This is a genomic window from Cupriavidus sp. GA3-3, assembly GCF_000389805.1.
GTDB classification, from domain to species: domain Bacteria; phylum Pseudomonadota; class Gammaproteobacteria; order Burkholderiales; family Burkholderiaceae; genus Cupriavidus; species Cupriavidus necator_D.
Window position 1 is genome coordinate 96,763 of record NZ_KB944481.1, and the last position, 14,696, is coordinate 111,458.

The window sequence follows — 14,696 nt, forward strand, 5'->3', positions numbered from 1 at the left end:
GATATTACCCGTTTTACGGGTTAGCGGGGGGCCAGTACGCTTGAGTCACTAAAGAACACGACCCGAGCCTGCCATGTCCTCCGTCTCCGCCCCCCGCACCACCCCGGCCGCCGCGCCGGCCTTGCCGCCGCCGTGGTCGCAGCGCCTGCTGACGCTGGTACCGCTGGGCGGCATTGCCTGGCTGGCGATTGCGCTGGCCGAGCATCCGGCCGTGGCGCGCTACGGGCTCAGCGCGCTGACGCTGGCCATGTGCGCCGGCATGGTCGCGGCCAACACGCTGCCGCGCCACTGGCTGGCGCCGCTGGCCCCCGGCATGCAGGTCGCACGCCACCACCTGCTGCGGCTAGGCGTGGCGCTGTACGGGCTACGCCTGACCTTTGCCTCGATTGTCGCCCTGGGCCTGCCGGGCATCGTGGTGCCGCTGACCATGCTGGTGGCCACGCTGCTGTTCGGCACCTGGGTGGGTACGACGTTCTTCGGCCTGAGCCGCCGCGAAGCGATCCTGGTCAGCTCCGGCAGCGCCATCTGCGGTGCCGCCGCGGCCATCGCCGTATCGTCGGTGGTGCGCACCGACGACAAACAGACCGCCGTGGCGGTGGCGACGGTGGTGCTGTTCGGCACCGTCGGCATGCTGCTTTATCCCTATCTGTACGAACTGGCGACCGGCCACTGGCACTGGGCCGTCAGCGAGCGCATGTTCGGCATCTTTACCGGCGCGACGCTGCACGAGGTGGCCCAGGTGATCGCCGCCGGCAAGATGATCAGCGAGCCGACCGCCGACGCTGCCGTGGTGGCCAAGATGGTGCGCGTGCTGGCATTGGGCCCGCTGCTGCTGGTGATGGCGCTGTGGCCGCAGGGCGGCGAGCAAGCCGAGCAAGGCACCGCAGGCGGCAGCCGCCTGCATGGCATCCTGAAGTCGGTGCCGTGGTTCGCGGTGGGGTTTGTCGCAGTGATGGCGGTCAACTCGGCCGGCACCGTGCCCACTGCCTGGAAGGCGCCGCTGATCGCGCTGGACAACTGGCTGCTGGCCTGCGCGATGCTGGCGATCGGCCTGCACACCCGCATCGGCGATCTGGTGCGCGCCGGACGCAAGCCGCTGGCGCTGGCCGGTGTGCTGTTCGTGTTCCTGATGGGGGTGGGTGCGCTGATGTGCTACGCGATGGCCTGACGCGCGCGGAGCTGAAGGCAGCAAAAGAAGGGGGCCGATGGCCCCTTCTTTTATTTTGAAGCGGGAGCGGAGGGGGGCTGTACACCCTGGTGCGGCCGACGGGACTCGAACCCGTAAGCCTGGAAAGGCGGCAGATTTTAAGTCTGCTGAGTCTACCAATTTCTCCACGGCCGCACGGCAAGCCCGGTATTGTGGTGGTTCGGCATCCCGGATGCAAGCGCGTTACTGCTGCGGGCGCCTGGCGCGCGAAAAAGTGACGCCGCTGTTACGGCTGGTAACAATGTCGACCTTGCCGTTGCACCTGGAAAATTCCGAACCCCTACAATACGGATTAAGAGAAATCTCACTTTGAGAGGCGGATATGAAACGTTGGTGGCTCGCAGCATTCGGTGTCGCAGCCGGGCTTGCTTCCGGGGCAGCAATGGCCCATGTGAGCGTCGGCGTGGCAATCGGCGTGCCGGGCGTAGTGGTTGGCGCGCCCGCCTATTATCCGCCAGCCCCGGCTTACTATGCACCGCCGCCTGTCGTGGTGGCACCTGCGCCGGTCTACTACGGCCCGCCCCCGGTGGTGGTACGACCGCGTCCGGTCTATTACGGTCCTGGCTACTACGGCCCGCCGCGCTATTACGGCGGCCACCGCGGCTACTATGGCCCGCCGGGATACCATCGTGGCCGTGGGCATGGCCATGGTCATGGCCGTTGGCGCGACGACTGATCGCCCGTTCGAGCTGCGCAAGCTTTTTAAAAGAGAAGGGGCCCTCCGGGGTCCTTTCTTTTTTCCTGCCGCACTGCGACATGAGGCGCTGAAGCCAGTTCCCGGAAATTCGACCCCTTGCTGAGCGTAGTCAAATTATTTGAACAGACTGCTCAAAGCGTCACCTCTATCGTCATAAGGGTTTTCCCCTAAACTACCGTTGTGACATCGTGATGACGGCACCGCAAAGTGCTGTACGGTGCCTCGACTAACAATAGCAAGGGGGATATCCATGAAGATCACACAAGCCGTTGCTGCCGTCGCAGCCCTGGCCGCGCTGGGCGCGCTTTCCACCTCCGCATTTGCCGCCGTCGGCAAGGTCGATCCGTACCTGGACGGCGCCAGGGTCGGCAAGACGGACCCGTACACCGATGGTGCCAAGATGGGCAAGGTTGATCCGTTCACCGACGGTGCCCGCCTCGGCAAGCCCGATCCATACACCGATGGCGCGCGCATGGGCAAGCCGGATCCGTACTCGGACGGCGCCTGAATCGCTGTTGTCCGTCCATGATGAATGGCCCGCCAAGCGCGGGCCATTTTTGTTTTTCCCCGCGCTCCGGCGCACCGCAATGGGGCGCCTGTCATGACGATGGCGGGGGTGCGGCGCTATACTTCGGCCTCAACCAAATGAATGACCAGGAGAGTGGCATGCAGCAAAAGACGGTTCTGACGGCAGACGACGTGAAGAAGATCATGGCCGCTGCGGAAACCGAGGCGAAGAATCATCAATGGGCCGTGTCGATCGTCGTGGTGGACGATGGCGGCCATCTGCTGGCGATGCAGCGCCTGGATGGTGCCGCGCCGATCTCGGCCTATATTGCCGGCGAAAAGGCCCGTACCTCGGCGCTGGGCCGTCGCGAGTCGAAGGTATACGAAGACATGATCAACAACGGCCGCTACTCGTTCATGACGGCGCCGGTGCTGCAAGGCATGCTGGAGGGCGGCGTGCCCATCGTCTGCAACGATCAGGTGGTCGGTGCCGTGGGCGTGTCGGGCGTGAAGTCGACCGAAGACGCGCAGATCGCGCGTGCCGGCATCGCTGCGCTGGGCCTGTAAAGCCCTTGCGCCGGCCACTGTGCCGGCGCATGAAAATGCCCCGCAGGCATGGCCTGCGGGGCGGCATAAAAGAGGGCATGGCTGGGTACGGTCGGCCCGGCGTGGGGTCTGAATCCCGCCCGCGGCACCAGTACCTGGCTACTGCCCAACACCTCGTTCCGAGGTGGTCCCCACAAAAGTCTTTACTGCCACGTACGTGGCACCCGCGCCCAACGCGGGTCTAGATCGCTTCCCTCTGGCTTCAACCTTGCGGTATCGCCGCGGGGCCGCGTCATTTCGTCAGGATCAGCTTGCCGTAGCGCGTGACGCGCAGCGTGTAGACATCGCCGTTGTGCAGGATCGGCAGGGTGCTGGCGCCGCGCATGATGGCATCCAGGGCGACCGCCTCGCCGGCAGGCGCTGGCGACAGGCTGTCGCGCACCAGTGCCTCGAGCCGGGCGGGCAGGGCCGCCACCGCGGATTTCACGGATGCGATGGTCGACGGTGCCGCCTTCGCGCTGGCCTCGCGGCGCGGTTGCGCGGCGACCTCGACGCGGCGCAGCGACAGCCGGCGGCGGGTGACTTCACGCGGTTGCGACAGCGGCAGGGAAAGTGTGCTCATCTTCTGGCTCCGTTCTGCAAAAAGGGCGCGCCGGTCATGGCGCAGTCGATGGAAAGATATTAAATGAGAATCGTTATCATTACAATAGCCTCTGACTAAGATTCGCGGAACGACCAAGTGCGGTTAGAAGGGGGGCGCAAGAGGCGACGCAGCGCAGGCTGGCGCCATGACTCGGCGGCATCAACGACAAAGGGCACCCTGAGGTGCCCTTTGTCGTTCCGGAGCGCCTGGCGGCGCCCGCCTACTGCTTGGGTTCGGTGATAAAGCCGATCTTGCCCAGGCCGCCGTGCTGCGCGGCGGCCATGACCTCGGCCACGCGCTCGTAGCGCACCTCGCGGTCCGCGCGCAGGTGCAGCTCAGGCTGCGGCTGCTGCTGCGCGGCCAGCGCGATATTGCTTGCCAGCGTGGCCTGGTCCACTTCCACCTGGTTCCAGAAGACCTTGCCGGCAGCGTCGATCGAGACGTTGATGTTCTGCGGCTTCGGGTCGTTCGGGGTGTTGGTGGCGCGCGGCAGGTCGATCTTCACCGCGTGGTTGATCACGGGGATGGTGATGATGAAGATGATCAGCAGCACCAGCATGACGTCGACCAGCGGCGTCATGTTGATCTCGCTCATCACCTCGTCGTCGTCGCCGTCGAGAGTACCGAATGCCATGATGACTTCCTTGCTTGCGGTTTAGCGCTGAGCCGCGGCCAGGCGCACGGTACCGTCCTCGGCGCGGGCGCCGGTGGGGCGCACGCGCGCGCCGGTGACGAAGTAGGCGTGCAGGTCGTGGGCAAAGCGGTTGAGCTTCGAGATCACCGACTTGTTGCCGCGGGTGAGGGCGTTATAGCCCAGCACGGCGGGAATTGCCACGGCCAGGCCGAAGGCGGTCATGATCAGCGCCTCGCCCACGGGACCGGCCACTTTGTCGATGGTCGGCACGCCCGAGGCGCCGATGCCGATCAGAGCGTGGTAGATGCCCCACACGGTGCCGAACAGGCCCACGAACGGTGCGGTCGAGCCCACCGAAGCCAGCACTGCCAGGCCCGATTGCATGTGCGCCACCGAGTCGTCGATGGAGCTCTTGAGCGAGCGGGTCAACCAGTCGGAGATATCCATCACGTCGTGCAGCTGCGGCTGGCTGGCGCGGTGGTGCTGGGCGGCCTCCTTGCCGGCGATGGCCAGCGTGCGGAACGGGTTGGAGTCGCCGGCGCCCAGGGTTTCGAGCGCGTGGTCGAAATCGTCCGAATGCCAGAAGCGCTTTTCCGCGCCGTGCGCCATCTTCTTCAGGCGCACCAGATCCCACGCCTTGGTAAGGATCACGATCCATGAGGCGAGCGACATGATCAGCAGAATGATCGCGGTCGCACGCATGACGAAGTCGCCTTGCGTCCAGAGGTGGGAGAGTCCGAGGTCCTGCATGTGTTGGTTCCTGGTGAGTTCGCTTGGTTTAGGTCAGATCAGAGATCGGAAATCTGGGGCGGTCAGTTCAGTTCGAAGCCAATCGGCTGCTGCGCCGTGACGGCGACGGCGCGGCCGTTGTCCATGTAAGGCTTGCAGCGCATGGCCTGCACGGCCTCTACCGCGGCCTGGTCCAGGCGCGATGAACCGCTCGAGGATACGACGGAAGTCTTCACGACCTTGCCGCTTTCGTCGGTGGTCAGGCGCACCACGGCCTTGCCGGTCTCGCCCATGCGGCGTGACTGGGAAGGATACTTCGGTTGCGGCGCCGTGCACTGGATTTCGCCGATGCCGACCGCACGCGGCGCGGCGGATACCGGCGCCGGGGCGGGCTCAGGTGCCGGTGCCGGGGGTGCCGGCGGCGCGGGAGGAGCCTCGGGCGCGTTCGGTGTTGGCGGCAGGCTGGCTACCGGCTGCGGGGTTGGCTTGGGCTGCGGCGGGGTCGGCTTGGGCGTGGTCACCTTCACCTGCTTGGGCGGGGTTTCCTGCTTGGGCTTGGGTTTGGGCGGCTCCGGCGGGGCTTCCTGCTTGGGAGGCTCCAGCGGGATGATGCGCGCGACGATTTCCGGCGAGATCACCGCCTCGGTCAGCTTGCGGCCCAGGCCGCTTTGGATCAGGTAGAGCAGGCCGACGTGGAACAGCAGTACGGCGAGCGTAATCTTGAGGAAGCGTTGGTCGAACATGTGTCAACAACAAAAGTCTGCCAGCGGTGGCACCGCGGCGGCGCTGTGCGCCGTCACTTGCGATAAAACAGGATCAGCGAGATGCCGCAACCAACCAGCAGGCTAAGCAGCAATTCCATGATAAACGCTCCTTCAACTGGGTTGCCGTGGGAGCGCCACTCTGGGGCAGCGTGTCAGCGGGCTAGTATAAACGATAATGATTCTTATTTTTTGTAATTTGTGCGTCGCAACTGGAATTTTCTGGCCCGGCACGTTATACCGGCAAGTCCAGGCAGCATTTCGGGAGGTGATGCAGCGGTGCATGCGCGCTGGCGCGCTCTGGCACTTTGCTGCGCTTCGGTGCCCCAGGCCACAATTGCCGGTGCCCGTGGCGCACAGGCATGCGCGGTCGGTACCAAAGCGCGCTAGCATAGGAAGAAACTGCAGACGTGGCGGTGCCCCGGTCGCGGCCCCGCCATCGCGCACAGCGCGCTCGGGGACCCGTTCATGGACTTCACACGTTTTGCTGAAGATGACCGATCGACGATTCTGCGCTCCATGCCTGGCACATCGTCCAGTTCAGCATTGGACTGGATGTGCGCGCAGTTTGCCCTGCGCGTGGTCTGCGCGCTGGGCCCGCGCTTCAACCTGCGCAGCAATATCAACGATGTCCTGACCGTCAGCGCGCAGGAGATGGTGTGGCCGTACGGCGTGGTGCTGCGCGTGCAGCGCTTCCTGGCCGCGCGCTGCGCCGACATGCCCGCCTGGAAGGGCACCGCTCGCCTGACCCCTGAGGAATTCCTGGACCGCCACGGCCAATGGAACAGCGCTTTCGACGAAAGCGCGCTGTTCTATTACCTGGACGAGTACGTCAAGCACCACGCCAAGGACATGTTCGCCGTGTTCGATGCTTCGGCCGCTGCCATCGCCCAGCGCCTGGAAGGCGAGCGCGTGCTGCTGGTGCGCAATATCGACATGCTCAGCCATGTGCTGGACCTGCCCGAGCACGAGCGCAAGCTGCTGCTGTACGCGGCGCTGGCCAAGTACAAGCGCGACCTGCGCGCGGTGATGGTCGACTGCAAGGTGGCGCACAGCCAGGAAGCGTTCCAGATCCTGGCCGGGCTGACCGGCGCCGGCGCGGCCGACGTGGCCGCCTCGCTGCGCCCGGGCTCGCGGCTGGAGACGCTGAACCTGATCGAACAGCCGCTGCCGGAAAACAGCGTGACCGACCTGGGCGACCTGATGCGGCTCTCGGACCGGCTGCTGCACGTGCTGCTGGGCAACTACGCCAACGAAGCCGAGATGATGGCGGTCTTCACCCGCCCGGCCGCGCCGCCCACGCTGACCACTGCCGACTATCCCCATGTCGAGACCGACGCGCGCTACCTGTGCGCGCTGCTGTCCAATGCCACGCGCCAGCATGCGAGCGGAGTCAACGTGCTGATCTACGGGCCGCCCGGCACCGGCAAGACCGAGTTCGCGCGGCTGCTGGCGCGCGAGGCGGGCTGCGAGCTGTATGAAGTCGATTGCCTGGACCGCGACGGCAACAGCCTGTCGGGCAAGGACCGCTACCGCTCGCTGCAGGTGTCGCAGGCCTTCCTGCGCGGGCGTGCCCATACCGCGCTGCTGTTCGATGAGGTGGAAGACGTCTTCCCGGGCAGCGCGCGCGAGCTGATGAGCCTGTTCGGCCAGGAAGACACGCGCGCCTCGGTCAACGGCAAGGCCTGGGTCAACCAGACGCTAGAGCAGAACCCGGTGCCGGTGATCTGGATCTCGAATTCGATCCGGCAGATCGACCCGGCCTACCTGCGCCGTTTCCAGTTCCACCTGGAGCTGAAGATCCCGCCGCCGCTGGTGCGCGAGAACATCATCCGCAAGCACCTGGGCGGGCTGGACGTCAGCGACGCATTTATCACCGGGCTGGCCGGGCGCAAGACGCTGACGCCCGCGCAGGTGCAGTCGGCCGCGCGCTTTGTCGAGCTGGCACGGCCCGACGTGGAAGAGCCGGTGGAAGCGCTGATCCTGCGCCAGCTGGAACACGCCGACCGCGCCATGGGTCTGCGCCCCGAGGCCGAGGCGCGGCCGGTGGTCACGCACTACCGGCTGGAGAACCTGCACCTGGAAACCCGCTACGAGGTGGTCAAGATCGTCGACGCGCTGCGCGTGCGCCAGCGCGGCACGCTGTGCTTCTACGGCCCGCCCGGCACCGGCAAGACCGCGCTGGCCGAGCATATCGCGTCCGAGCTGGACCTGCCACTGATGATCCGCCGCGCCTCCGACCTGATGAGCAAGTATGTGGGCGAGACCGAGCAGCAGATCGCCGCCATGTTCGCGCGCGCCGAAGAGGATGGGGCGGTGCTGCTGCTGGATGAGGCCGACAGCTTCATGCAGAGCCGCCAGCAGGCGGTGCGCAACTATGAGATCTCCGAGGTCAACGAGATGCTGCAGGGCATGGAGCGCTTTAACGGCATCTTTATCTGCACCACCAACCTGTTCGACCGCATCGACGAGGCGGCGCTGCGCCGCTTCTCTTTCAAGATCCGCTTCCTGGCGCTCAAGCCCGCGCAGCGCGTGGCGATGTTTGTCGACGAGGCGCTCGACGGCGATGCCGCCGGCCTGACCGACAGCATGCGCCGTGAACTGGATACGATGGATTGCCTGACGCCGGGCGACTTCGCCACGGTCAAGCGCCAGTGCGTGCTGTTGGGCGAGGCGCTCACGCCGGATGAGTTCCTGGCACAGCTGCGCCAGGAGCACGCGATCAAGCCCGAGGTGCGGGAGCACCGGCCACTGGGCTTCCTGCAGTAGGGGAAGGCGCCGGTCAGAGGTCAGAGCGCCGGCGCCGGCTCGATCACCACGGTTTCCGCATCCGCTTCCACCTGCAGCAGCGTGGCTGCCATCGCGCGCAGGTGCGCGGCGTCCTTGGTCGAGGCAAAGCGGTCGTGCGGCGTGGCATCGGGCGCGGCGGCCAGCTTGTGTTCGGCCAGCTTGCGTGCCAGCTGGCGCGCAATGGCGCTGCCGGTGTCGACCAGTGCCAGCTGGTCGCCAACCATCGCGCGGATCGTGCCGGAGAGAAAAGGGTAGTGGGTGCAGCCCAGCACCAGCGTGTCGGCGCCGGCTTCGAGCATGGGCGTGAGGTAGGTATCGAGGCGCTCGCGCACGGCCGGGCCATCGATGTCGCCTTGCTCGATCAGCGATACCAGGCCCAGGCCGGCTTCGCAGATAAAACGGCTTTCACCATCCAGAGACGCCAGCAGGCGCGCGAACTTGGCGCTCTTGAGCGTATTGGCGGTGGCCAGCACGCCCACCACCTTGCTGCGGCTGGCCGCGGCGGCAGGTTTCAGGCCGGGTTCCACACCGATGATTGGTAGCGGCAGTTGCTTGCGCAGCAGCTCCACAGCGTGGCCGGTGGCCGTGTTGCAGGCGATCACCAGCGCCTTGCAGCCTTGGGCGATCAGCCATTCGCAGGCCTGCAGGGTGCGCGCTTCGACAAACTTCTCGGGCTTCTCGCCGTACGGGGCGTATTTCGAATCGGCGAGGTACAGCACCGATTCATGGGGCAGCAGCGCGCGGATCTCGCGCAGCACGGACAGGCCGCCAAGGCCGGAATCGAAGACGCCGATGGGTGCGGGGTTCACTGGGGTGCAGGGACGACAAGAAACAAGGTAGAAAAAAGCCGGGTCGGAACCCGGCTTCTTTTTCGAGCGCGACGGCAGATTCTACCGTCCTGCCAGGCTTACAGCGCGGCGACCGGGATCTTGCCGATCTTGGCCTGCCATTCCGCGGGGCCGGTCTTGTGCACCGAGGTGCCTTCGCTGTCCACGGCGACCGTCACCGGCATGTCCTTGACGTCGAACTCGTAGATCGCTTCCATGCCGAGGTCTTCGAAGCCGACCACCTTGGCTTCCTTGATCGCCTTGGCCACCAGGTAGGCGGCGCCGCCCACGGCCATCAGGTAGGCCGACTTGTGCTTCTTGATGGCCTCGATTGCCACCGGGCCGCGCTCGGCCTTGCCGATCATCGAGATCAGGCCGGTTTCGGCCAGCATCATCTCGGTGAACTTGTCCATGCGCGTGGCGGTGGTGGGGCCGGCCGGGCCGACTGCCTCGTCGCGCACCGGATCGACCGGGCCAACGTAGTAGATCACGCGGTTCTTGAAGTCCACCGGCAGCTTCTCGCCCTTGGCCAGCATGTCGGCGATGCGCTTGTGCGCGGCGTCGCGGCCGGTCAGCATCTTGCCATTGAGCAGCAGGGTCTGGCCCGGCTTCCACGAGGCGACTTCTTCCGGCGTCAGCGTGTTCAGGTCGACGCGCTTGGAGGTCTCGGTGTTCGGGGCCCACTCTACCTTCGGCCATTGCGACAGGTCAGGCGCTTCCAGCTTGGCCGGGCCGCTGCCGTCCAGCGTGAAGTGCACGTGGCGGGTGGCGGCGCAGTTGGGGATCATCGCGACCGGCTTGGACGCGGCGTGGGTCGGGCAGGCCATGATCTTGACGTCCAGCACGGTGGCCAGGCCGCCCAGGCCCTGCGCGCCGATGCCCAGCGCGTTGACCTTCTCGTACAGCTCGACGCGCAGTTCCTCGACCCAGTCCTTGGGGCCGCGGGCGATGATGTCCTGGATGTCGATGGACTCCATCAGCGATTCCTTGGCCATCACCATGGCCTTCTCGGCGGTGCCGCCGATGCCGATGCCCAGCATGCCCGGCGGGCACCAGCCGGCGCCCATGGTCGGCACGGTCTTCAGCACCCAGTCGACGATCGAGTCGGACGGGTTCAGCATCACGAACTTGGACTTGTTCTCCGAGCCGCCGCCCTTGGCCGCAACCTGGATGTCGACGGTGTTGCCCGGCACCACTTCGTAGTGGATCACAGCCGGGGTGTTGTCCTTGGTGTTCTTGCGGCCGCCTTCGGGCGGGCTGACGATCGAGGCGCGCAGCACGTTATCCGGATGCGTGTAGCCGCGGCGCACACCCTCGTTGATCATGTCGGTCAGGCCCATGGTGGCGCCATCCCAGCGCACGTCCATCCCCACCTTGACGAAGATCGTGACAATGCCGGTGTCCTGGCAGATCGGGCGCTTGCCCTCGGCGCACATGCGGCTGTTGGTCAGGATCTGCGCGATCGCGTCCTTGGCCGCCGGGCTCTGCTCCAGCTCATAGGCGCGGCCCAGGCTGGTGATGTAGTCCATCGGGTGGTAGTAGCTGATGTACTGCAGGGAGTCGGCGACGCTCTGGATGAGGTCTTCTTGCTTGATGACAGTCATTTTGTGGGGGAGGGCAGCGGTGAAACACAGCCTGAAATCATACACTGAGCCGGGGCGCTCTGCCCGGCTGCATACATCCGTCTACAGCCGATAATGTGCGGCAAACGCCGCTGCCTGCGTGGGGGCGGGCCCAAAAGCAAAAACCGCGGCACATGGCCGCGGTCTGGCTGGGACTAGGCGTCCGATGGCGCACTAATGTGATTAGTGCTTGGCAGCTGCGCCGGCCGGGTGCGACACCATCCGGTCCACCCAGGCCATGGCGACCGCCGACAGCAGGAAGGCAATATGGATGGCCACCTGCCACATGATGGTGTGCGTGGTCCGTTGCTCGGCATCGATAAAGGTCTTGAGCAGGTGGATCGACGAAATCCCGATCAGCGCCATCGACAGCTTGACCTTGAGCACCCCGGCGTTGACGTGGTCCAGCCATTCCGGCTCGTCCGGGTGGTTGTCGATGCCCAGGCGCGAGACAAAGGTCTCATAGCCGCCCACGATCACCATGATCAGCAGGTTGGAGATCATCACCACGTCGATCAGGCCCAGCACCACCAGCATGATCTTGTTCTCGTCGAACTCGGTCACATGCGCCAGCAGGTGCCAGACCTCGACCAGGAAGTGGTAGACATAGACGCCCTGGGCCACGATCAGGCCCAGGTAAAGCGGCAACTGCAGCCAGCGCGACGCGAAGATGATGCTCGGGATCGGCCGCATGGTCTGCGGCCTGGTCATTGGATTGGAAGCCATGGGCGGGGCGGTGTCAGCGAGTTGAAAGGCGGCGTGGATTGTACCAAGCGCCGATGACCGGGCGGTGTTACCGACCGTAACCGAACCGTTCGTCGCCGGCGTGGCTCAGCCCGCGGCGCCGGGATCGGCGCCGGCCGCCTTGCCGCGCCACGCGCCGCGCGCGATCCGCCCCGGCCAGCTGGCCAGCACGATCCCGGCCAGCACGCACGCCAGCGCCACCCCATGCGGCCAGCCCGGCTGCTCGCCCAGGAAGACGATGCCGTAGGTGGCAGCCGCCACCGGCAGTACCGAGGTGAACACCCCCGCCAGCTGCGCCGGCACATGGCGGATTCCCTTCATCCACAGCCAGAACGAGAACACGCTCGCCGACAGCGCATACCACAGCAGCATCAGCCAGGTCTGCGTGGGCACCGTCGACGCATCGAAGCCCAGCAGCGGCACCAGCCCCAGCGGCAGCATCAGCAGCCCGCCAATCAAATGCGTGTAGGCACAGATCTCGATCGCGGCCAGCGTCTGCGTGAGCCGGCGCGACAGGATCACGTAGATCGATTCGCACACCACCGCGCCCATGATCATCAGGTTGCCCAGCCATGCCTGGCTGCCGCTGCCGGCACCGTGCGCGTCGCCCCGGGCGATATTCAGCACGGCGATGCCGGTCATCGCCAGCAGCACCGATGCCACCGTGCGCCGCGACAGCCGTTCGCGCAGCAGCAGCCACGACAGGATCGCCACCGTGGCCGGGATGGTGCTGGTGATCACGCCGGCCGCCATGGCGCTGGTCAGCCGCACGCCATTGAGCATCAGCAGCGTAAACAGGAAGGTGCCGAAGAACGCCTGCAGGAACAGGTTCAGCCATTCCCCGCGCGAGACCCGGCGCATGCGCGCGGGCCGGTACCAGGGCGCCAGGCAGACGATGGCAATGACAAAACGCAGCAGCGCGAACAGCAGCACCGGCACATGCGCGATGATCGATTTGCCGAGGCCCACGTTGCTGCCGACCAGTGCCATCGAGGCAACCAGGAAGAGGGCGTAGACCGGGGAGAATGCTGAAGGGTTGGCGGGCACGGGTACGGCCTTGGTCGTCCGGCGGGCGCCGCGGCGCCTTGGCGCGGCGGGTGCTGAGCCGGCGGGAGCGGCAAGGGTAAGCGCCGCGATCAGGTATGGAACTCGCGGCATTATAGCTGTGCTAGCCTAATGGAGAAGGCTGCACTTTCGCGGCGCGTGCGTGGATTTTTCCCGCTGCATTGCAACAAGTTGCAGGCACGCCCCGGCCTACCGTCAGGTCTTACCGTCAGGTTTAAGTAAGCCGTCGGGCGTAACGTGGCAGCCAAAGCCAGTCCAAAATCAGGAGACAAACCTATGTCCGCCATCGAATCGGTGATGCAAGAGCATCGCGTGTTCAACCCGCCCGAAGGCTTCGCCAGCCAGGCCGCGATCCCCAGCATGGAGGCCTACCAGGCGCTGTGCGACGAAGCCGAGCGTGACTATGAAGGCTTCTGGGCGCGCCACGCGCGCGAGCTGCTGCACTGGACCAAGCCCTTCACCAAGGTGCTGGACCAAAGCAACGCACCGTTCTACAAGTGGTTCGAAGACGGCGAGCTCAACGCCTCTTACAACTGCCTGGACCGCAATCTGCAGAACGGCAATGCGGACAAGGTCGCGATCGTGTTCGAGGCCGACGACGGCAGCGTGACGCGCGTCACCTACCGCGAGCTGCATGGCAAGGTGTGCCGCTTTGCCAACGGCCTGAAGGCGCTCGGCATCAGGAAGGGCGACCGCGTGGTGATCTACATGCCGATGTCGGTCGAAGGCGTGGTCGCGATGCAGGCCTGCGCACGCCTGGGCGCCACGCACTCGGTGGTGTTCGGCGGCTTCTCGGCCAAGTCGCTGCAGGAGCGGCTGGTGGACGTGGGCGCGGTGGCGCTGATCACCGCCGACGAGCAGATGCGCGGCGGCAAGGCGCTGCCGCTCAAGGCCATCGCCGATGACGCGCTGGCGCTGGGCGGCTGCGAGGCCGTCAGGAACGTGATCGTCTACCGCCGCACCGGCGGCAAGGTTGCCTGGACCGAAGGCCGCGACCGCTGGATGGAAGATGTCAGCGCCGGCCAGCCGGATACCTGCGAAGCCGAGCCGGTGAGCGCCGAGCACCCGCTGTTCGTGCTCTACACCTCCGGCTCCACCGGCAAGCCCAAGGGCGTGCAGCACAGCACCGGCGGCTACCTGCTGTGGGCGCTGATGACAATGAAGTGGACCTTCGACATCAAGCCCGACGACCTGTTCTGGTGTACCGCGGACATCGGCTGGGTCACCGGCCACACCTATATTGCCTACGGCCCGCTGGCCGCGGGCGCCACCCAGGTGGTGTTCGAAGGCGTGCCGACCTACCCCAACGCCGGCCGCTTCTGGGACATGATCGCGCGCCACAAGGTCAGCATCTTCTACACCGCGCCGACCGCGATCCGCTCGCTGATCAAGGCCGCCGAGGCCGACGAGAAGATCCACCCGAAACAGTACGACCTGTCCAGCCTGCGCCTGCTCGGCACCGTGGGCGAGCCGATCAACCCCGAAGCCTGGATGTGGTACTACAAGAACATCGGCAACGAGCGCTGCCCGATCGTCGACACCTTCTGGCAGACCGAGACCGGCGGCCACATGATCACGCCGCTGCCGGGCGCGACGCCGCTGGTGCCGGGTTCGTGCACGCTGCCGCTGCCGGGCATCATGGCCGCCATCGTCGACGAGACCGGCCATGACGTGCCCAACGGCAACGGCGGCATCCTGGTGGTCAAGCGTCCGTGGCCGGCCATGATCCGCACCATCTGGGGCGATCCGGAGCGCTTCAGGAAGAGCTACTTCCCCGAAGAGCTCGGCGGCAAGCTCTACCTGGCCGGCGACGGCTCGATCCGCGACAAGGACACCGGCTACTTCACCATCATGGGCCGCATCGACGACGTGCTGAACGTGTCGGGCCACCGCATGGGGACGATGGAGATCGAGTCCGCGCTGG

General features: G+C 65.9%; 14 protein-coding genes and 1 tRNA gene. 6 read left to right on the top strand and 9 right to left on the bottom strand.

The features are described 5' to 3' along the window. Window positions 1–73 precede the first annotated feature (73 nt). Entirely contained in the window at window positions 74–1,168 is a 1,095-nt protein-coding gene (locus C265_RS17970) for a YeiH family protein (RefSeq protein ID WP_010814702.1), read from the top strand. Between the two features lie 87 nt (window positions 1,169–1,255). Here the strand turns inward: C265_RS17970 and C265_RS17975 are convergent. Further along, window positions 1,256–1,342, bottom strand: a tRNA-Leu gene (locus tag C265_RS17975). Between the two features lie 187 nt (window positions 1,343–1,529). On the opposite strand from C265_RS17975, the gene C265_RS17980 reads away from it, so the two are divergent. From C265_RS17980 to C265_RS17990, 3 genes are all read left to right on the top strand, one after another. Then, window positions 1,530–1,883 carry a hypothetical protein gene (locus C265_RS17980; RefSeq protein ID WP_037024642.1) on the top strand — a complete coding sequence of 118 codons (354 nt, stop codon included), beginning with the start codon at window positions 1,530–1,532 and terminating at the stop codon, window positions 1,881–1,883. Window positions 1,884–2,154: 271 nt separating this feature from the next. Continuing rightward, window positions 2,155–2,412 (top strand): hypothetical protein, encoded by a 258-nt coding sequence (locus C265_RS17985; RefSeq protein ID WP_010814704.1) that lies wholly within the window; start codon window positions 2,155–2,157, stop codon window positions 2,410–2,412. Window positions 2,413–2,570: 158 nt separating this feature from the next. After that, window positions 2,571–2,978 carry a heme-binding protein gene (locus C265_RS17990; RefSeq protein WP_010814705.1) on the top strand — a complete coding sequence of 136 codons (408 nt, stop codon included), beginning with the start codon at window positions 2,571–2,573 and terminating at the stop codon, window positions 2,976–2,978. A gap of 271 nt (window positions 2,979–3,249) precedes the next feature. On the opposite strand, the gene C265_RS17995 is transcribed toward C265_RS17990, so the two are convergent. The 4 genes from C265_RS17995 to C265_RS18010 form a co-directional block, all read right to left on the bottom strand. Beyond that, a complete protein-coding gene (locus tag C265_RS17995) occupies window positions 3,250–3,579 on the bottom strand; it encodes a hemin uptake protein HemP (RefSeq protein WP_010814706.1) in 330 nt (109 codons plus the stop codon). A gap of 241 nt (window positions 3,580–3,820) precedes the next feature. Further along, a complete protein-coding gene (locus C265_RS18000; RefSeq protein WP_010814707.1) occupies window positions 3,821–4,234 on the bottom strand; it encodes a biopolymer transporter ExbD in 414 nt (137 codons plus the stop codon). A 21-nt stretch (window positions 4,235–4,255) separates the two neighbouring features. Further along, the gene (locus C265_RS18005) at window positions 4,256–4,984 is read right to left on the bottom strand and encodes a MotA/TolQ/ExbB proton channel family protein (protein WP_010814708.1); all 729 of its coding nucleotides are present in this window, start codon (window positions 4,982–4,984) and stop codon (window positions 4,256–4,258) included. A gap of 62 nt (window positions 4,985–5,046) precedes the next feature. Beyond that, window positions 5,047–5,706 (bottom strand): energy transducer TonB, encoded by a 660-nt coding sequence (locus C265_RS18010; RefSeq protein ID WP_010814709.1) that lies wholly within the window; start codon window positions 5,704–5,706, stop codon window positions 5,047–5,049. 486 nt (window positions 5,707–6,192) lie between these two features. On the opposite strand from C265_RS18010, the gene C265_RS18015 reads away from it, so the two are divergent. Next, window positions 6,193–8,493, top strand: a complete 2,301-nt coding sequence (locus C265_RS18015) for an AAA family ATPase (protein ID WP_011615711.1) — start codon at window positions 6,193–6,195, stop codon at window positions 8,491–8,493. A 20-nt stretch (window positions 8,494–8,513) separates the two neighbouring features. On the opposite strand, the gene murI is transcribed toward C265_RS18015, so the two are convergent. The 4 genes from murI to C265_RS18035 all read right to left on the bottom strand — a co-directional run bounded on the left by murI (window position 8,514) and on the right by C265_RS18035 (window position 12,754). Then, the gene (murI, locus tag C265_RS18020) at window positions 8,514–9,323 is read right to left on the bottom strand and encodes a glutamate racemase (RefSeq protein WP_010814712.1); all 810 of its coding nucleotides are present in this window, start codon (window positions 9,321–9,323) and stop codon (window positions 8,514–8,516) included. 98 nt (window positions 9,324–9,421) lie between these two features. Next, complete coding sequence (locus tag C265_RS18025) at window positions 9,422–10,945, bottom strand: fumarate hydratase (protein WP_010814713.1); 1,524 nt, start codon at window positions 10,943–10,945, stop codon at window positions 9,422–9,424. A gap of 201 nt (window positions 10,946–11,146) precedes the next feature. Then, complete coding sequence (locus C265_RS18030) at window positions 11,147–11,689, bottom strand: TIGR00645 family protein (protein WP_037024644.1); 543 nt, start codon at window positions 11,687–11,689, stop codon at window positions 11,147–11,149. Window positions 11,690–11,794: 105 nt separating this feature from the next. Further along, entirely contained in the window at window positions 11,795–12,754 is a 960-nt protein-coding gene (locus C265_RS18035; protein WP_011615710.1) for a DMT family transporter, read from the bottom strand. Between the two features lie 294 nt (window positions 12,755–13,048). Here C265_RS18035 and acs point away from each other — a divergent pair. Further along, window positions 13,049–14,696: acetate--CoA ligase (acs, locus tag C265_RS18040; RefSeq protein WP_010814716.1), on the top strand; the 1,648-nt coding region annotated here is incomplete at its 3' end.